This window comes from Anaerotruncus sp. AF02-27, assembly GCF_003465835.1.
Classification (GTDB): domain Bacteria; phylum Bacillota; class Clostridia; order Oscillospirales; family Ruminococcaceae; genus Anaerotruncus; species Anaerotruncus rubiinfantis.
The window spans coordinates 47,445-65,185 of the sequence record NZ_QSBX01000020.1; the positions used below are offsets into that span (position 1 = coordinate 47,445).

15 protein-coding genes and 1 pseudogene are annotated in these 17,741 nt (G+C 56.7%); 11 read left to right on the plus strand and 5 right to left on the minus strand.

Annotated features, from left to right (window positions below):
• Positions 1–601 precede the first annotated feature (601 nt).
• The 8 genes and pseudogenes from DWV16_RS19880 to cls all read left to right on the plus strand — a co-directional run.
• Positions 602–2,017 (plus strand): annotated as a pseudogene (locus tag DWV16_RS19880) (DNA translocase FtsK); the annotation flags it as partial.
• Between the two features lie 844 nt (positions 2,018–2,861).
• Positions 2,862–4,817 carry a YgiQ family radical SAM protein gene (locus tag DWV16_RS13925; RefSeq protein WP_118479813.1) on the plus strand — a complete coding sequence of 652 codons (1,956 nt, stop codon included), beginning with the start codon at positions 2,862–2,864 and terminating at the stop codon, positions 4,815–4,817.
• A 15-nt stretch (positions 4,818–4,832) separates the two neighbouring features.
• On the plus strand, positions 4,833–5,036 hold the full coding sequence (locus DWV16_RS13930; protein WP_118479815.1) for a helix-turn-helix transcriptional regulator: 204 nt from the start codon (positions 4,833–4,835) through the stop codon (positions 5,034–5,036).
• A 199-nt stretch (positions 5,037–5,235) separates the two neighbouring features.
• A complete protein-coding gene (locus DWV16_RS13935; RefSeq protein ID WP_066453881.1) occupies positions 5,236–5,454 on the plus strand; it encodes a helix-turn-helix transcriptional regulator in 219 nt (72 codons plus the stop codon).
• 24 nt (positions 5,455–5,478) lie between these two features.
• Positions 5,479–5,697: a helix-turn-helix transcriptional regulator gene (locus DWV16_RS13940; RefSeq protein WP_066453878.1), complete on the plus strand. Its 219-nt coding sequence runs from the start codon at positions 5,479–5,481 to the stop codon at positions 5,695–5,697.
• Complete coding sequence (locus DWV16_RS13945; protein WP_158572897.1) at positions 5,697–6,629, plus strand: ComEC/Rec2 family competence protein; 933 nt, start codon at positions 5,697–5,699, stop codon at positions 6,627–6,629. The genes DWV16_RS13940 and DWV16_RS13945 overlap by 1 nt, the downstream gene beginning before the upstream one ends.
• A 160-nt stretch (positions 6,630–6,789) precedes the next feature.
• Positions 6,790–7,797, plus strand: a complete 1,008-nt coding sequence (gene galE / locus DWV16_RS13950; protein WP_066453873.1) for a UDP-glucose 4-epimerase GalE — start codon at positions 6,790–6,792, stop codon at positions 7,795–7,797.
• Between the two features lie 169 nt (positions 7,798–7,966).
• Positions 7,967–9,514: a cardiolipin synthase gene (cls, locus tag DWV16_RS13955; RefSeq protein ID WP_118479819.1), complete on the plus strand. Its 1,548-nt coding sequence runs from the start codon at positions 7,967–7,969 to the stop codon at positions 9,512–9,514.
• Positions 9,515–9,692: 178 nt separating this feature from the next.
• Here the strand turns inward: cls and DWV16_RS13960 are convergent, their stop codons facing one another.
• Genes DWV16_RS13960 through DWV16_RS13970 form a run of 3 tightly spaced genes read right to left on the minus strand, consistent with a single transcriptional unit; the run spans position 9,693 to position 13,277 of the window.
• Positions 9,693–12,032: a DUF6449 domain-containing protein gene (locus tag DWV16_RS13960; RefSeq protein ID WP_118479821.1), complete on the minus strand. Its 2,340-nt coding sequence runs from the start codon at positions 12,030–12,032 to the stop codon at positions 9,693–9,695.
• The gene (locus tag DWV16_RS13965; protein ID WP_118479822.1) at positions 12,007–12,906 is read right to left on the minus strand and encodes an ABC transporter ATP-binding protein; all 900 of its coding nucleotides are present in this window, start codon (positions 12,904–12,906) and stop codon (positions 12,007–12,009) included. The genes DWV16_RS13960 and DWV16_RS13965 overlap by 26 nt, the downstream gene beginning before the upstream one ends.
• Complete coding sequence (locus DWV16_RS13970) at positions 12,903–13,277, minus strand: GntR family transcriptional regulator (RefSeq protein ID WP_079988034.1); 375 nt, start codon at positions 13,275–13,277, stop codon at positions 12,903–12,905. Before DWV16_RS13970 ends, DWV16_RS13965 begins: the two co-directional genes overlap by 4 nt.
• 369 nt (positions 13,278–13,646) lie before the next feature.
• Between DWV16_RS13970 and pyk the strand changes: the two genes are divergently transcribed.
• Positions 13,647–15,404, plus strand: coding sequence for a pyruvate kinase (gene pyk / locus DWV16_RS13975; RefSeq protein ID WP_066453859.1), 1,758 nt, complete (start codon positions 13,647–13,649; stop codon positions 15,402–15,404).
• 69 nt (positions 15,405–15,473) lie between these two features.
• Positions 15,474–16,370, plus strand: coding sequence for a class B sortase (locus DWV16_RS13980; RefSeq protein ID WP_066453856.1), 897 nt, complete (start codon positions 15,474–15,476; stop codon positions 16,368–16,370).
• A 41-nt stretch (positions 16,371–16,411) separates the two neighbouring features.
• Here DWV16_RS13980 and DWV16_RS13985 read toward each other — a convergent pair whose 3' ends face one another.
• Both DWV16_RS13985 and DWV16_RS13990 read right to left on the minus strand, forming a co-directional pair.
• Positions 16,412–16,618 carry a DUF378 domain-containing protein gene (locus DWV16_RS13985; protein ID WP_066453853.1) on the minus strand — a complete coding sequence of 69 codons (207 nt, stop codon included), beginning with the start codon at positions 16,616–16,618 and terminating at the stop codon, positions 16,412–16,414.
• Between the two features lie 49 nt (positions 16,619–16,667).
• Entirely contained in the window at positions 16,668–17,039 is a 372-nt protein-coding gene (locus DWV16_RS13990; RefSeq protein WP_118479824.1) for a hypothetical protein, read from the minus strand.
• Between the two features lie 91 nt (positions 17,040–17,130).
• Between DWV16_RS13990 and DWV16_RS13995 the strand changes: the two genes are divergently transcribed.
• Positions 17,131–17,741, plus strand: a 611-nt coding sequence (locus tag DWV16_RS13995) for a cyclase family protein (RefSeq protein ID WP_147349473.1), incomplete at its 3' end; no start/stop codon positions are given.

The window sequence follows — 17,741 nt, forward strand, 5'->3', positions numbered from 1 at the left end:
CGACGAGCCTCCCCGGCGCGGTAAAAATCAGCCGGCTTCCGATGAGCCTGCGCAACCTGCGGCGGCCGAAGGCATCCCTGCCGCTGCGGCTCCGCAGGTTGCTTTGGCGGACGCTCCCGCACAGCATGCGCCCAAATTTGACATTGACATTCCGCTCGACGACAACTTTGAGCCGGACGCGGTCGGCGGCTTCTCCCTTTCGGTTTCGGACGAGCCGATGCAGTTCGTGCCGTCTCCCGAACCTTCGATTGATGAGCTGGTACATAAGGCAGCAACCGAAACTGGCAAATTCGCCTTCAAGGCGGACGAGCCCATACAGCCCGAAGTGGTTTCCGTGCCGGAATCCGTTTTGGAAAAAGCGTCGGAGGAGACCTTCTCAAGCAGCCTGAACCTGCCGCCGTTGCTCGACGACGACCCGGTCCCGCTTGAACATCCCGAGCCCGGTCAGGCCGCCCCTTCCGAGCCGCCTGCCGATAAAGGCAAACCGGATGAGGGCATCCAGCTTGAGCTGGCACAGGAAGCTTCGATCCCTGTCCAGCCAATCTACATAAAACCATCGCTCGGACTTTTGCGCGAACCGCGCCAGAAGGCCGGTTCGAATGTGACCGACGAAATGAAGCAGAACGCCCAGCGGCTGGTCGATACACTCGCTTCCTTCGGCGTGCAGACCCGCATTGTGGATATCTCCCGCGGCCCGGCCGTCACCCGTTATGAGCTTCAGCCGTCCGCCGGTGTAAAAATCAGCCGGATCACAGGCCTTGCGGACGACATTGCCCTGAATCTTGCGGCGGCGGGCGTGCGTATTGAAGCGCCGATCCCCAACAAGGCCGCGGTTGGCATCGAGGTGCCAAACAAGGTCATCAGCGCGGTTTCGATTCGTGAAATCATCGATTCTTCCGAATTCATGGACGCGAAAAGCAAGCTCACCGTAGCGCTTGGCCGGGACATTGCGGGCAACACCGCTGTGGCGGACATCGGTAAGATGCCGCATCTGCTGATCGCGGGTTCGACCGGCTCGGGCAAATCGGTCTGCATCAACTCGATCATCATTTCCCTGCTCTATAAATCCACGCCCGACGAGGTGCGGTTCCTCATGATCGACCCAAAGGTGGTTGAGCTTGGCGTCTACAACGGTATTCCACAGTTGCTTGTGCCGGTCGTCACCGATCCAAAAAAAGCGGCGGGCGCGCTCTCCTGGGCGGTCACTGAAATGCTCAAGCGATACAAACTCTTCGCGGACAACTCTGTGCGCGATCTCAGCTCCTATAACCACCTGGCCGAAAAGACCGAAGGCATGCAGAAACTCCCGCAGGTGGTCATCATCATCGACGAGCTGGCCGACCTCATGATGGCCGCGCCCAATGAGATTGAGGATTACATCTGCCGCCTCGCGCAGATGGCCCGCGCCGCGGGCATGCACCTGATCATCGCGACCCAGCGACCTTCGGTCGATGTCATCACCGGCGTCATCAAAGCGAATATTCCTTCACGTATCGCCTTCGCGGTTTCGTCGCAGGTTGACAGCCGCACCATCCTTGATATGGGCGGCGCGGAGAAGCTGCTCGGACGCGGCGACATGCTCTTTAACCCGGTGGGCGCGCCCAAACCGGTGCGCGTGCAGGGCTGCTTTGTCACCGACGAGGAGATTGAAAACGTCATCGCATTTATCAAAAACGACGCCACCGCCGACTACGATGACAGTATCGTGCGGGAGATCGACAACCATGTCGTAGCGGGCAAAGGCAGCAAAGGCTCCTCATCCGATTCCAGTTCAAACGGTGGGGACAGCGACGAGGACGAAATGCTCATGCCCGCGATCGAATGCGTCGTGGAGGCTGGCATGGCTTCCACTTCCCTGCTTCAGCGCCGCTTGAAGCTCGGCTATGCACGGGCTGCGCGCATCGTGGACGAGATGGAAGCGCGCGGTATCGTCGGCCCGTTTGAAGGCAGCAAACCCCGTCAGGTGCTCATCTCGCCCGAACGCTGGGCCGAGATGAAGCTCTCTCAGCAGGAGTAGCTCCGCAGGGTGACTTTCTTGCTCGTGCAAGAAAGTCACCAAAGAACACGCCAAGGGGGAACCCCTTGGAACCCCACCGCCGCAAAACAAAGCGGCGGCCGTGCTCTTAGGCTTCGAGACCTGCGCCGCAAGCGATCCCAATGAAACGGTCAGCTCAAGACTGATGGTGACGTTTCGCGCTCCCCGGTCATGGGCCAGGGGAAATCTGGCGGATGGCGGCGTTTTACGCTCCCCGGTCATGGGGCAGGGAAAATCTGTCGGACGGCAGCGTTTCGCGCTCCCCGGTCGCGGGCCAGGGGAAATCTGGCGGATGGCGGCGTTTTACGCTCCTCGGCCGTGGACCGGTTGAAAGCCCATGTGGACACAGCGTAATGCGCGGCCCGCAGGGCCGCGCATTCAAAATCCGTTTGTCCTTATTCGGCGCAGCCGGTTTTCGCAACGGTTGCGAAAACCCGTCCCGCGTGCTTTTTATCACGCGGCACACCACGTTTTGCCTAAGCAGATTGCGCGCGATCTTTGCCGCAGGCAACGAAATCGCGCGCATGGGGCCGCGGGGTGTCCCCGCGTGTCCTTCTTTGGTTCCTTTCTTGGACAAGCAAGAAAGGAACTCCGGGCGCGCGAAGGGCGCAAATTAAAGCGTCGCCTCAATATTTTCACCACATATGGCTAAAATTGGGAATTCGCTATATGTTTTATGGTAAGATAACGATTGAGGTGATTTGAATGATCGAAAATACAAAGGATTTGCAGCAAATGGGCGTGGATGTCATATTTCGTCTGATGCAAATCTTCCACGTGCCGTCCGCGGAACTCTTCATTCTGCACTGAAAGAAAGGAACATACCATGTTTTTGCCGCTCACCCAAAAAGAAATGAAAGCCCGCGGCTGGGACGAAGCCGATTTCATCTGCGTCACCGGCGACGCCTACGTCGACCACCCGAGCTTCGGCATTGCGATCGTATCCCGCCTGCTCGAAAGCCTTGGCTACCGGGTCGCAATGATCTCCCAGCCGGTCTCCGACAGCGATTACACCCGCTTCGGCGCGCCGAAATACGGCTTCTGGGTGACTGGCGGCAACATCGACTCGATGGTCGCGCACTACACCGCTGCCAGGCGCAAACGTTCGGACGACGCCTATACCCCCGGCGGCAAGGCGGGCCGCCGTCCGGACCGGGCCACCACCGTCTATTGCAATAAAATCCGGGAACTCTATCCCGATTCTCAGATTGTGATCGGCGGGCTGGAGGCGTCGATGCGCCGGTTCGCCCATTACGACTACTGGGCTGACACGGTCCTGCCTTCGATCCTGTTGGACAGCAAAGCTGACCTGCTCATCTTCGGGATGGGCGAAAAGCAGACCGAAATCATTGCGCGGGAACTTGCGGCCGGCACGCCCGCAAAGGAAATCCGCTGCCGCGGGATTTGCTACCTCACCGACCAGCTCGGCCTGCCCACCGACGCGGTTTCGGTCGCCTCCTTCCAAAAGGTGAAGGAAAACAAGCTTTCCTATGCGAAAGCCACCCATACCGAGATCGAGGAACAGGACGCGGTGCGCGGGCGCAAGATCATCCAGAAGCAGGGCGACAACCTCTTTCTGATACAGACCGAGCCGATGCCGCCGCTCTCGACAGAAGAACTCGACGCGGTGTTTGCGCTCCCGTTCGAGCGGATGTACCATCCCTCCTATGAAGCGCAGGGCGGCGTCGACGCGATCAAAGAGGTGGAATTCTCGATCATGCACAACCGCGGCTGCTTCGGCAACTGCAACTTCTGCTCAATTGCGTTCCATCAAGGGCGTTCCGTGACCTGCCGCAGCAAACAATCCATCCTTGCCGAGGCCGAAAGTTTCACCCGCAACCCCCGTTTCAAGGGGATTATCAGCGACGTGGGCGGCCCGTCGGCCAACTTTCGGCACCCCTCCTGCAAAAAGCAGCTCTCCAAAGGCCTGTGTGCCGAACGCAAATGTCTGGCGCCCACGCCATGCCCGGCGCTGGAGGTCGACCACAGCGAATATCTCGACATCCTGCGCGATTTGCGGGAACTGCCCGGCGTCAAGCATGTATTTGTCCGATCCGGGCTTCGCTACGACTACATGATGCTCGAACGCGACGACCGCTTTATGCGTGAGCTGCTCGCGCACCATGTGAGCGGCCAGCTCAAGGTCGCGCCGGAGCATTGCAGCCCGAATGTGCTCGACTGTATGGGAAAGCCCCACATTGAGGTGTACGAACGGTTTGCCGAGCGTTTTTATAAGCTCACCAAACAGGTTGGAAAGGAGCAGTACCTTGTCCCCTACCTGATTTCCTCCCACCCCGGTTCAACTTTGAAGGACGCGGTCAACCTCGCGCTGTTCCTCAAACGCAACCGCATCCGCCCGGAGCAGGTGCAGGACTTCTATCCCACGCCCGGCACCGTTTCGACCTGCATGTTCTATACCGGCCTTGACCCGTACACCCTGCGGCCGGTCTATGTCCCTTCCTCGCAGGAGGACAAATGGCTGCAGCGTTCGCTGCTCCAATACTTCAAGCCGGAAAACCGCCGCGCGGTGATGACGGCGCTCAAAAAGGCCGGCCGTGAGGATCTCATCGGGACCGGGCCGAACTGCCTCATCGCGCCGGACCGCGAAACGCTTGAACGGCAGAAAAACGCCGAGCGCCGCCGCGAAACGGAAAAAGCCCTCAAGCAGCGGCAGGACGGACGTGTCCGCGGGCGCAGCCGCGAACGCAACGACCGCTCGGTCGGAAAGGCGAAAACCGGAAAGAACAGCCGCTACGCGAAGGTCAACCGCGGCGGGCGGTAATGGGAAGGTTTCGATATGGTACGTATTAACATTCTGGAATTGCTTGCACAAAAGGGAAAAAGCAAATCCTGGCTGGGCAAGCAGTTGGGGATGGGCGGTCAGAACCTGAACAAAATCCTCTATGGAAAAACAAAAGGTATCCATTTCGAGACCATCGAAGCACTGTGCCAGGTGCTTGAATGCACGCCGAATGATCTGTTTTGCATCGACGACGAATAGAAGGGGGCCCCACGCGCGCGGCGTGTGGGGCCCCCTTCGTTTGCTCCAGCCGTTTTAGGGAGACGACGTGGATCGACTACAGTATAACATGAATTTAAACATTATGCAATCTATTGATTACTATATTTTTTCGGACTACATGTTTAAATGGTGTATTTATTAATATCATATTGATAAATATGCTATGGGGAGATTTTATATGATCCGATTGAATGCGTTGGAAATCCTTCAGAAAAAGGGAAAGACGAAATATTGGCTCGCAAAACATCTTGGCACCAGTGGTCAAAATCTCAATAAGATCCTTTATAACGAAACCCGTTCGATCCGTTATTCGACCATCGAGGCGCTCTGTCAGATCCTCGAATGCACCCCGAACGATCTTTTCGTTATCGAACCCGACCAACAGGAACATGCCTGATGCACTGTAAATGGAGGATTCTTTATGATTCACATGAACGCTTTGGAAATTTTAAAGAAAAAGGGAAAGAGTAAATACTGGCTTTATAAACAGCTGGGCATCAGCGGCCAGAACGCAAACCGCCTGCTTTATAACGAGACCCGTTCGATCCGTTATTCAACCATCGAGGCGCTCTGTCAGATTCTCGAATGCACCCCGAACGATCTGTTCGTCATCGAGCCCGACCAGCCGGAGCACGACTGATGCGCCGCAAGCAGTCAACCATCACCCTGCTTATAATTTTGACGCTCGTGCTCATCAGCATGGGGATTGTCCTGTCCTACGGCCCGGACGCCGGGTCTGCCATCGACCGGCTCTATCAGGCTGTCGGGCTTTCCGGCACGCCCGCCCCGATCGACGCGCGGCTGTCGGTGCATTTCATCGATGTCGGCCAGGGGGACAGCATCCTGATCCAGACCGCCGGGCAGAACGTCCTGATCGACGCAGGCGACCCCGACCACGCCGAAACAGTCGTCGATTATCTTTTCAGCCAGGGCGTAAAGCGGATTGATCTGCTGGCCGCAACCCACCCGCACGCCGATCACATCGGCGGTATGGCCGATGTGCTGCGCGAATTTCCTGTGGACAAGGTGCTTTTTTCGGAGGTGCCCGGGGAGATCCTGCCGACAACCAGGACTTATGAAATCCTGCTCGACACGATCGCTGACAAAGGCCTGCGGATCACCCGCGCAAAAACCGGGATGCAGTATGCTCTTGGGGACGGCGCGGTGCTCACTCTGCTGGGCCCTGTGGAGCACGATCAGGAGGAGCTCAACGACACGTCTCTGGTTTTCCGGCTCGACTATGGCGAAACGACCTTCCTGTTCACCGGCGACGCGGAAAAGGAGAGCGAAAACAGCCTGCTGGAAGCCTACGATGCCGGGGAACTGCGGGCCGACGTGCTCAAGCTGGGTCATCACGGGTCCAGTACCTCCAGCCAGGCAAAATTTCTGCGGGCTGTCAACCCTTCCGCCGCCGTCGCGAGCTGCGGCTATGAAAATTCCTACGGGCACCCGCATGCCGAAATTCTGCGGCGGCTCGATTCGTTTGGGATCATGCTTTACCGCACTGACCGGGACGGTACGGTGGTTTTCTGTTCGGACGGCGTAAGCCTTGAAGTCCTGACTGAAAAATAAGGCTGTGAAAAACCCGATTGCGGTTTCCGCGCAAATGTTGCGTGTTTATGGACATTTGTTGCATGATTGCTCGAATCCATTGACATTGGCAAAGGCGGAAACTATACTGAAATCACAGAAAGCAAAGTGTTTCACCCGTTTATGATAAGGAGGCTTTCCTATGTCTATTTTAGTCACCGGCGGAGCCGGATATATCGGTTCCCACACCTGTGTGGAGCTGCTTAAGGCGGGGCGCGACATCGTCGTGCTCGACAATTTCTCAAACTCGAAACCGGAGGCGCTGCGCCGCATCGAAAAGATCACCGGCAAGAGCTTCAAATCCTATGAAGTCGACCTGCTCGACCGCGAAGGCGTCGAACGCGTTTTTGCGCAGAATCAGATTGACGCGGTCATTCATTTCGCGGGCCTCAAGGCGGTGGGCGAAAGCTGCAAGATTCCGCTCAAATATTATCACAACAATCTGACCGGCACGCTGGTGCTCTGCCAGGTGATGGAGAAATTCGGCTGCAAAAAATTCGTCTTTTCCTCCTCCGCCACCGTCTACGGCATGCACAATCCCGTCCCGTTCAAGGAGGATATGCCTCTTTCAACCACCAATCCGTACGGCACCACCAAACTGTTCATTGAAAAGATCCTCACCGACCTGCACGAAGCCGATCCCACCTGGAGCGTGGCGCTGCTGCGGTACTTCAATCCCATTGGCGCGCATGAGAGCGGCCTTTTGGGTGAAGACCCGAACGGCATCCCCAATAACCTTCTGCCATACATCTCCCAGGTCGCGACCGGAAAGCTCGATGATCTGGCTGTTTACGGCAACGATTACGACACCCCGGACGGCACCGGCGTGCGTGACTATATCCACGTTGTCGACCTCGCGGTTGGGCATCTGAAAGCGCTCGACTACATCGCGGACAAAAACGTCGTTGAAGCGATCAATCTCGGCACCGGCCACGGCTATTCGGTTCTCGATGTCGTACACGCCTTTGAAAAGGCCTGCGGCTTCCCCATTAAACATCACATCGCCCCGCGCCGGCCCGGCGACATCGCCACCTCCTATGCCGACTGCACCCGTGCCAAGGAGCTGCTCGGATGGACGGCCCAGCGCACCATCGACGACATGTGCGCCGACAGCTGGCGCTTCTCGAAGCAGAACCCCAACGGGCTCTAACCGGCCGCCTTTTTCAACCGCCCTCCACATCTCCCAATATTGTCCATGGACCGGCCGCCGGTTTGCGGCCGGTCCATCCTTTTTATACGTCCTTGAATCTTGATAGAAAGCTGTTATAATAGATAAAATAAAGGGGTTGCATCCAGGTAAAAAAAGGGGGGTACTTCCCATGAAGAATAAAAAAAAGCTGCATATTAAATCGGTGTTCAGCTTTCTATTCAGCAAAGTGGTCATTGTGGCGCTTCTGATCCTTGTCCAAGGCGGCGTACTGCTCGCGGCGATCATCTGGCTCAGCGAATACTTTGCGGCCGTTTACGCGGTGCTGCTCACACTGAGCATCGGTATCGTGGTCTGGCTCATCAGCAAGGACGAAAACCCGTCCTACAAACTCGCATGGGTCATCCTTCTGATGTCTTTCCCGATCTTCGGCGGCTTTTTTTATCTGATGTTCGGCAACAAAACGCTTCCAAAGCTGCTCACCCAGCGGATTGAGCGCGCCGAGCAGGACACCCGCCGCGGATTTACCGCGCCGGAAAGTTATATGGACGAACTGCAGGGAGCCTGCCCGCGGTTCACAACCATTCCGAACTTCTTGCGCAACACAACCGGACTGCCGCTTTGGCGCGGCACCCAAGCCGAATACTTCCCGCTTGGAGAGCATATGTGGAAGCGGATGCTCGAGGAACTGCCCAAAGCAAAGAAGTTCATCTTCATGGAATATTTTATCCTCGAAGAGGGGGAAATGTGGGACCCCATTCTCGAGATCCTCACGCAAAAAGCCGCCGAAGGCGTGGACGTGCGTTTCATGTATGACGACATCGGCTCGATCCAGACCATCTCCAGCCGCTATCCGGGCAGGCTGCGCGCGCGTGGGATCAAATGTGTGCTTTTCAACCCGTTTCGTCCCCACCTCAATTCGATGATGAATTACCGCGACCACCGCAAAATCACCGTCATCGACGGCAACGTCGGATTCTGCGGGGGCATCAACCTTGCGGACGAATATATCAACACCTACGAAAAACACGGCCATTGGAAGGATACCGGCGTGATGCTCAAAGGCGACGCGGTGTGGAATCTGACCTCGATGTTTCTTTCTCTCTGGAACTTTTCCGTACCGACCGATGACGACTATATGCGCTTCCGTCCCACCCTGAGCTGCGACAGCGACGGTTTCGTTCAGCCGTTTGGAGACAGTCCCCTCGACCGCATCAACGTTTCGGAAGAAACCTATATGCAGATCATCAATCGGGCAAATCGCTACGTCTACATTACAACGCCCTATCTCATCCTCGACAATGAGATGGTCACAGCGCTCCAGTCGGCGGCGCGCAGCGGCGTGGATGTGCGGATTATAACCCCGCACGTCCCGGACAAATGGTTCGTGCACGAGACGACCCAATCCTTTTATCAGCCGCTGCTCGACGCCGGCGTGCGTATCTATGAATATACGCCCGGGTTTGTCCATGCAAAGATGTATGTGGCGGACGACGAGATCGCTATTGTTGGCACCGCGAATATGGATTACCGCAGCTTTTATCTGCATTTCGAATGCGGCGTCTGTTTTTATAACGCGCGGGTCATCGCCGATGTACGCGACGACATCCTCCAGACTCTGACCGTCTGCCAGGAAATCCCGAAGAACTATCTGCGGCACGTCCCGGTGCTGCGCCGGATCATGCGCGCCTTCCTGCGCCTCTTCTCCCCGATGATGTGAACCCAATGCCGTCTCGCCGCCTGGAACCCGATGGCACGCGTCAAGGGGAAAACAGGCTGGCCCTTTCCCCAGGTTCCATCCCGGCAAAACGTCTTTTCATCCTGAACGCGCAAAGGCCCCTTCCGAAAGCTTTCGGAAGGGGCCTTTTTTCTATGCTGGAGAGAGAGGTGAATCAAATTCAGGGAGCAATGGAACCTTTCAGGAAGGTCTCCATTTCAAACTGACTGCGCATATGTTCCGGCAGGCGGGAAAGCGGGACCAGCACCGGGGTACCGGTGGCCGCGCCGTCAAAATAAAAGTTCGCGTAGACGAGCGGTTCCCCAACCGCATAGCTGCCGACCATCGCGTCCGCCATCGCCTGGATGTCACCCGGATTTTCAAACAGCGCGGTCACTTCATAGCGGCCTCTGGATTGCAGGAATTCTTCCATTCCGATCCGTTCCGCCTCTTCAGTCCAATTTTCCCGTTCACTCCGGATGTTTTCGCGGGTGTATTCCAGCTCCTGCGCGGAGAACTGGTAGTCGCCAGGCGACATCTGCGCGATCGCGGAATAGTTGTTGCGGTAGCGCCCACCGCCGGCGCCGTTGTCCACAATCGCCGACACTGCGACGCAGTCATCGAGATCGACCTCGATTCCGCTGAGCAGGCCCTTCTGCTTGAGGAACTGATAGGTCTGCTGTTTCTCGCTGGAGATGAGGAACTGTCCAGACCTTGCCGCGCGTTCAGCCGGCGTCTTTGGCAGGTTCGCTGTGAAGGAAAGATATGCCACCGGCGTTTCAGTGGGATACCGCAGCTCATCCAGCGTCATCGCGGAAAGATCCGTCCGGATCGCTTCGAGCAGCGCGCTGGAATCCGCGGGCGACAGCAGGTGCTTCACCCGGTTTTTACCGTACAGGTCGGAGATTTCCCATTCAATGATGTTGGCGGGATCGGTAAAGAATGCCGGATGCCGCTGGGTGAGGAACTCCGCGTTCGTTTCGAGCGGCGCGAGCTTCGACATGGTTTCCGCGTCGACTGCATTATAGGTACGAGTCAGCTTGCCGCCGCCCTGCAGCCGATAGGTGATCTCCGTGTTGGTCCACATGACCGGCACGTCGCTGTCCTCCATGTACCCGGCGCGGTCGTATCCTTTCCCGACCGCGTCGGTATGGAAGGCGCGTATCGCATCGATGGCCTGCGGATCGGTCAGCGTGACTGTGCGCAGGCTGTTTGTACGCAGATCCCCGTCATAATCTATATCCGGACCCACCCGGACAGCATATCCATCGTAACGGCCAGTATAGTTGATCTCAGCCGAAGTCACCTTCGCGGTATCCGGCACGCGCGTTTCATAACCAAACGCGCCGGTCATTGGGATAAGCGTCCCACCCACAGTGACCGCCACCATCAGCACACCAAGCGGCAGGCTTTTTACCAGCGTTTTAAAGCCCCGATTGAGGATCACTTCTATAATTGCGTATGCAAGGATGCCGCCGATGATCGTCCACATGACAAACGGCATCTGCCCGCGCGGATACGAAATCGCATAGAATACGAATCCAACGCAGATGCCGCTGATCATCGTACCGATCAGCTTGATAAGGATTTGCAGGATACCTTTCGAGGTGGTGGTCTCTGCGGTTTCGCTCGGCCGTTTGCGGTAGAGTTTCATGGTCACAAAGAAGAACGCCGCCGCAAGCAGCAGGTAGACTAAAATAGCAATGTTGCTTTCGGTCAGGGCGCTGATTTCGTCCACCGATCTTGACAGCGGCGCTATCCCCGCATATGGGTTTTCAAACGCGAACCGCGCGGGCATCAGGGTGAGCGGCGAAAGCAGGAAAATGATCCGCATGAAGGCATCGCTGGCTGTAAATCCATAGAGGAACTCGCTGCAGAGCCCCACAAAAAGCCCGCTGAGCACCGGTCCGGAGATAAGCAGTGTACAGGCAAACACAAATGCGTCAAATACCGTACCCACACAGACCGAAACAAACGCGGTCACCATATAAATCGTTGCGGATGCCGCGAACCAACCGAGCATATCCAGCCACAGGTAACCGAATGTGCCTGCATCGAAGCCGAATTTGGCGATCTGAAGCAGCGAAATAAGCAGGTTTGAAACGATCACCGGGATCCACAGCATGCTCATGGCGACCGCAAAGTTGACCCCCAGCAGCGTTTCGCGGCGCAGCGGCAGCGCATGGTAGACGTCGGCGGCCTTTTTGCTGTGCATGTAGCCATTCAGCACAAGCGCGAGCACCAACGGGGCGACCAGCATGATCGCCGAGAAGAAGAAGGCGGAAATGCCGGTATAGTTCAGGCCAAGGCCGCCAAGACTGTATTGGTAATAGGGGTTGTCGTAGCGGATGGCCTCGGCGGCCAGGTCGACCGATTTAAACGCCTCCATCGCGTACTGGAACGGATAGAAGATGCCGATGACGGTGCACAGCAGGGCAAAAAAGCCGATGTTGCGGCGGAAGGTGCTCTTATACAACCCAAGGAACCGGCCGCGCTCAGAATATGATGTTGTTGTAGTCATAACCGACCGCCTCCATTTCATGAATGAATACTTCCTCAAGCGTGAGCGGTACGCCTTCCGCGAATACTGCGCCCTGTTCGAGCAGGTAGGCGGCTGCGTCGGCGCTCGTCCCGCGCACCACAAGATTCACAAGGCTTCCGCTGCGGGACATCTGCATAATATCGAGCTTTTTGAAAATCTGGTCGTCCACGCCCTGCGGAAAGGCCGCGTGCACCTTGCAAAATCCCAGCTTAAGCTCGTCGATCTCCCGCTCGAAGAGTATCTGCCCCTTGTGCAGCAGCCCGACGTGGTCGCACAGATCCTCGAGCTCGCGCAGGTTGTGAGAAGTGATGATGACCGTCATATCCCGGGCGGCGATGTCATCCGAAAGCAGCTTCTTCACCGCGCCGCGCATCACCGGGTCGAGCCCGTCGAACGCTTCGTCCAGAAGCAGCAGGTCAGGCTGGCAGGAGAGCCCCAGCAGAAGCGCGGCCTGCCGCTTCATCCCTTTTGAGAAGGTATTGATCTTCTTTTTCGGATCGAGCGGGAAAATCGTGCAGAGCTTTGCATACCGTTCGTCCGAAAAGCCGGAGAAGATCCCCTTATAAAACTTCGCCATGTCGTTCATGCTGGACTGCGGAAGGAAATACAGATCATCCGCCACAAAAAAAGTCCGGTCTTTGACCGCGGTGTTCTCGTAGACCTCTTCCCCATCCACCCTGATGGTACCCCCATCCGGCATATAAACACCCGCGACCAGCCGCAGGAAGGTCGATTTTCCCGAGCCGTTCGAGCCAACCAGCCCGTAGATTGAGCTGTCCCGGATGGTTGTGGTGAGCGAAGAAAGCGCCGTGAAATCACCGAAGCATTTGACCAGCGCGTTTGCCTCAATCATCGTTTCAAATCCTCCTCATAAACCGAATCGACCACCTCGTCCACCTGCCGGCGGCTAAGCCCGGTACGCTTGCCGTCCCGGACCGCCTCGCGGATTTTCCCGAGGTTCTGCGCGCAAAGAATTTTATTCGCGTGGTCGCCAGATGCAATAAAACTGCCTTTTCCAGCCACTGAGTATATGATTCCCTGCCGTTCCAGCTCCTGGTACGCCTTCTGGACAGTATTTGGGTTCACGCCCAGATCCCGTGCCAGGTTCCTGACCGACGGCAGCTGTGCGTCCGGCGCGAGCGCGCCCACCGCGATCAGCTCGGACAGCCGCAGGATGAGTTGCTCATAGATCGGCTGGCGGCTTTGCAAATCCAGTTGCAGCACAGTTCCACCCCTTTTCATATGCTTTTCTGAATCGTTCCTTGTGTATTAGTTCACTTGGTACAGTTAAAGAATACCACATCTTTTTCCAGATTGCAAGCAGAAAGATTCTTTGGTGGGCAGTTTTCCTTTTTAAAGGTTTTATGAATTTTTTACCGATCAATTTGACACCCGAAAAAATGATGCTATACTTGAAAAAGATATATTGTGGGGGTGTGTGCCAGCGCGCCCGTATTTGACTGCAATTCTCCCGGAGTCCTTGACTTTGGCGGCCACAATGGATTAATATTATATAATAATATCCTTTCTTTTGCAGCGGGGAAATTTCTGTCGGCCCCCATACATACAGTCCCAGAATTTGAATAGAGGTGTATGTGTCCTTTGAGAAAAACCAAGATTGTCTGCACCATCGGCCCGGCCTCCAACAGCGAGGACAAAATCCGCGCACTGATCGGGGCCGGTATGAATGTGGCGCGTTTCAACTTTTCACACGGATCGCACGAAACCCACATGGAAAACTTTTCCTGCGTCGACCGCCTGCGCCGGGAGCTGAACCTCCCGGTTGCAACGCTGCTCGATACCAAGGGGCCGGAAATCCGGCTCGGCCTTTTTAAAGGCGGCAAGGCCGATCTTCGGAAAGGCAAGCCCTTCATCCTGACCGCTGCCGAATGCGAGGGAGACGAAAACCGCGCTTCCATCAGCTTTTCCGGGCTGGTGGACGATGTGAAGCAGGGGGACACCATCCTCTTGAACGACGGCGCGATCGCGCTGCGGGTCACCGAGGTGATCCCGCCCGAGATCCACTGTGAAGTGCTCAATGACGGCATTATCTCCGACCGCAAGGGGGTCAACGTCCCCGGCGTGCGGCTTTCGATGCCGTATATCAGTGAAAAGGACCGCGCCGACATCATCTTCGGGATCGAAACCGGCTTTGATTTCATCGCCGCCTCCTTCGCCCGCTGCGCGGCCGATATCCTGGAGGTCCGGCAGCTGCTGGAACGCCACGGCAACAACACCATCCGCATCATTGCGAAGATTGAGAATGCCGAAGGCGTCCAGAATATCGATGAAATCCTGCGTGTTTCGGACGGCATCATGGTCGCCCGCGGCGATATGGGCGTCGAAGTCCCATTTGAGGATGTGCCGGTTTTTCAGAAGCTGCTCATCCGCAAAGGCTATCAGGCGGGCAAAATGGTCATCACCGCCACCCAGATGCTGGAGAGCATGATGCATAACCCCCGCCCCACCCGCGCCGAAGCCGCGGACGTGGCTAACGCGATCTACGACGGTACCAGCGCCGTCATGCTGTCAGGCGAGACCGCAGCAGGAGATTACCCGATCGAGGCGGTGCGCACGATGGCACAGATCGCCGAACGCGCCGAGCAGTCGATCCATTACCGCAAGCGGTTCCAGATGCGGGAGAGCGACAGCGTGCCGAACGTCACGAGCGCCATTTCCCACGCCACCTGCACCACCGCCTACGACCTGAACGCAACCGCCATCATCACGGTCACCTTTTCGGGTACGACCGCGCGGATGATCTCAAAATACCGTCCGGATATTCCGATTATCGCCTGTACCCATCGGGATTCCACCTATTATCAGCTCGCCCTTTCCTGGGGCGTCACGCCGCTCAAAGCGCAGATTCAGGAGAACACCGACGCCTTGCTCGCCCACGCGGTTCAGCAGGCAAAGGAGGCCGGCCTCGTCAAGGACGGCGATCTTGTGGTGATCACCGCGGGCGTCCCGCTGGGTATCAACGGCACCACCAACCTGCTCAAGGTTCATGTAGTCGGAAATATCCTTGTCAGCGGGCAGGGAGTCAACAAGCTTACCGCGGTCGGCAAGGTCTGCGTCGCGCATACCGAAGAAGAGGCGCTCGCCAACTTCAACGACGGCGACATCCTGGTCATCCCGCACACCTCAAACGCGCTGCTGCCGGTCCTCAAGAAGGCTTCCGGCATCATCACCGAGCGCGGCGGCATGAATTCTCACGCGGCGATCGTCGGCATGACACTGGATATTCCAGTGATCGTGTTTGCGGAAAACGCCACCCAGATTCTCAAATCCTCCACCTTTGTGGAGGTGGACGCGGCCAACGGCACGGTCAGCAACTCCTCCCCGGCATAAAAGATGTATAGCAATATCCCGTTTTGCGGGATGATGTAGATAATCCAGTACACATAAAGGAGCCTGTATATGAAACATTTTCATCTTTCTACCCGACTTGTTGCGCTGATGCTGGCGCTGGTCATGCTGTTCGCGATGACGGCATGTGACCGTTCCGCAAAACCGTCCGATGAGGATTCCTCCTCCGTACCCAGCTCCTCCTCCGGGGTCCCGCCGTTCGTAAACCCGCTCGGCGACGTTGACCTTTCGTCCATCGCGAAACCCGAAGCCCCCGCTCCGGAAGTGCTTGAAAAGCTGAACGCGGCTTATAACCTCAACAATGACGTCGTGGGCTGGCTCAATGTCCCGAACACCACCATTAATAACGAGGTCGTTCAGGGCACCGACAACGAGTTCTATCTGCGCCGCGACACGCAGAAGCGGGACTACTTCCCCGGTTGCTTCTACGCGGATTACGAGTGCAAGTTCGGCGACCGCAATACCCTGTCGAAAAACACCGTCATCTACGGGCACAACATGGGAGCGATGCAGATCGGTACGCAGGATGACCCGAACGAGGTCATGTTTGCCCAACTGCTCAAATTTTCCGATCAGTCGTTTGCCGAGCAGAACCCGATTTTCTACTTCTCCACCCCCGAAGATAACATGACCTTTAAGGTCTTTTCGGTTATGTACACCGATACCAACCTGGCTTACATCCATCCCAACATGACCAACACCGATTTCACCAAGCTGATTTCCGAAATGAAGGATCGTTCGATCTATGACTATGATGTGGATGTCAATGCCAGCGACAAAATCTTCACCATGTCCACCTGCACCTACAAGTTCGGCGCCGCCGGCACCGCGAACTACAAACAGGCCCGTTTTGTTGTCGTCGGCCGTTTGGTGCGTCCGGGCGAGTCGGTTGATTCCACCGCGAAGCTCACGGTCAACGCGGATGCCAAAGGCCCGCAGTTTCAGTAATCACAAATAAAAAGAACCGCCCGCGGGCGGTTCTTTTTTTCTTATTTATGGGCTTCGTAAGGGTCGGGCCGGAACAGGAGCGAAATGCACCAGATGGCGGCAATGGCCACCACCGTGTAGATGATGCGGCTGAAGATACTCCCCTGCCCGCCGAACAGCCAGGCTACGGCGTCAATCTGGAAAATCCCGATCAGCCCCCAGTTAAGGCCACCGATGACAGTTAAAAGCAATGCGATTTTATCAATCATAATGATTTACCTCCTTGGGTTCATACGAACCGGTCGGTTCTAGTATGTGTCACAAAATCCGATTTATACAGCGGATGCGCAGGATCTCTTCCCGGGGTGGTTCCGGAACGGCCGCCACCCCGATGGTCACTGGCACGCCCGGCGCCGCGAAAAACATCAGTCTCCCCGCTTCCTCCCGGGAAATCATCCGGTAGGGCTCCAGCCGCTGCCCATCTAGGAACAGGACGCCTTTCGATTCCTCCGGCGGCAGGGTCACTGCCATCCATTGGAACTGATTCCCCAGCGTCTCTTCAAGAAGCGGCATCGGTACCCGGCGCGGCCCGCCGGGCGGCAGGGTCATGCTCTCCTGTGCCGTGACCCGCACCGCGCAGAACAATAACATCAGGATAGCCAAAAAAACCACAAATGTGCGCTGCAGCATCTTCGGTTTCCCCTTTCCGGTTTGTATCCCGCCATCCGGCGTGTTATACTAAATTTATATATGCTTATTATTGGCCCAGGGAGGCGGTATCATGCAAATGGTTGACCTGACCCATCCGATTTCTTCTTCTATCCCGGTCTTTCCCGGCGATCCCATCCCCGTCCTCACACCGCTGTGTACCATCGAGGCGGATGGCTGCCGGGTAACCGGGATTTCATTCGGTTCGCATACCGGCACCCACATCGATTCTCCCGCGCATCTGTTCTCAGAGGGGAAAACGCTCGATCAGTACGCGGTCTCGTCTTTTTCCGGCTCCGGCTGGGCAATCGACTGCTCCGGCCATGCCGGTGAAATCGGACCGGATGCGCTTGACGGCGTTCCCGCGGCGGATTTTTTGCTTTTTTATACCGGCTGGTCCCGCTATTGGGAAACACCGGATTACCTGTCCGGATTTCCTATCTTCTCCCGTGCGCTCGCCATCCGGCTCGCTGCGCGGCGCTGCAAAGGCATCGGGTTCGATACTCTTTCGCCCGACCCGGTGGAATCGGCCGGGCTTTTCGCACACCGAACGCTGCTCGGACAAAATACCCTGCTGCTTGAAAACCTCGCAGATTTTGGCCAGATCACAGGAAAGCCCTTTTCGCTCTGCGCGGCGCCGCTCTTATTTGCCGGCGCGGACGGCGCACCCGCGCGGATCGCGGC

Coding starts and splice junctions, on each gene's coding strand:
- DWV16_RS13990 (WP_118479824.1), bottom strand. CDS start 17,039: ATGCTGCAGCGCACATTTGTGGTTTTTTTGGCTATCCTGATGTTATTG.
- DWV16_RS13960 (WP_118479821.1), bottom strand. CDS start 12,032: ATGACTACAACAACATCATATTCTGAGCGCGGCCGGTTCCTTGGGTTG.
- DWV16_RS13945 (WP_158572897.1), top strand. CDS start 5,697: ATGCGCCGCAAGCAGTCAACCATCACCCTGCTTATAATTTTGACGCTC.
- DWV16_RS13930 (WP_118479815.1), top strand. CDS start 4,833: ATGGTACGTATTAACATTCTGGAATTGCTTGCACAAAAGGGAAAAAGC.
- DWV16_RS13925 (WP_118479813.1), top strand. CDS start 2,862: ATGTTTTTGCCGCTCACCCAAAAAGAAATGAAAGCCCGCGGCTGGGAC.
- DWV16_RS13965 (WP_118479822.1), bottom strand. CDS start 12,906: ATGATTGAGGCAAACGCGCTGGTCAAATGCTTCGGTGATTTCACGGCG.
- galE (WP_066453873.1), top strand. CDS start 6,790: ATGTCTATTTTAGTCACCGGCGGAGCCGGATATATCGGTTCCCACACC.
- cls (WP_118479819.1), top strand. CDS start 7,967: ATGAAGAATAAAAAAAAGCTGCATATTAAATCGGTGTTCAGCTTTCTA.
- DWV16_RS13935 (WP_066453881.1), top strand. CDS start 5,236: ATGATCCGATTGAATGCGTTGGAAATCCTTCAGAAAAAGGGAAAGACG.
- DWV16_RS13980 (WP_066453856.1), top strand. CDS start 15,474: ATGAAACATTTTCATCTTTCTACCCGACTTGTTGCGCTGATGCTGGCG.
- DWV16_RS13940 (WP_066453878.1), top strand. CDS start 5,479: ATGATTCACATGAACGCTTTGGAAATTTTAAAGAAAAAGGGAAAGAGT.
- DWV16_RS13985 (WP_066453853.1), bottom strand. CDS start 16,618: ATGATTGATAAAATCGCATTGCTTTTAACTGTCATCGGTGGCCTTAAC.
- pyk (WP_066453859.1), top strand. CDS start 13,647: ATGTGTCCTTTGAGAAAAACCAAGATTGTCTGCACCATCGGCCCGGCC.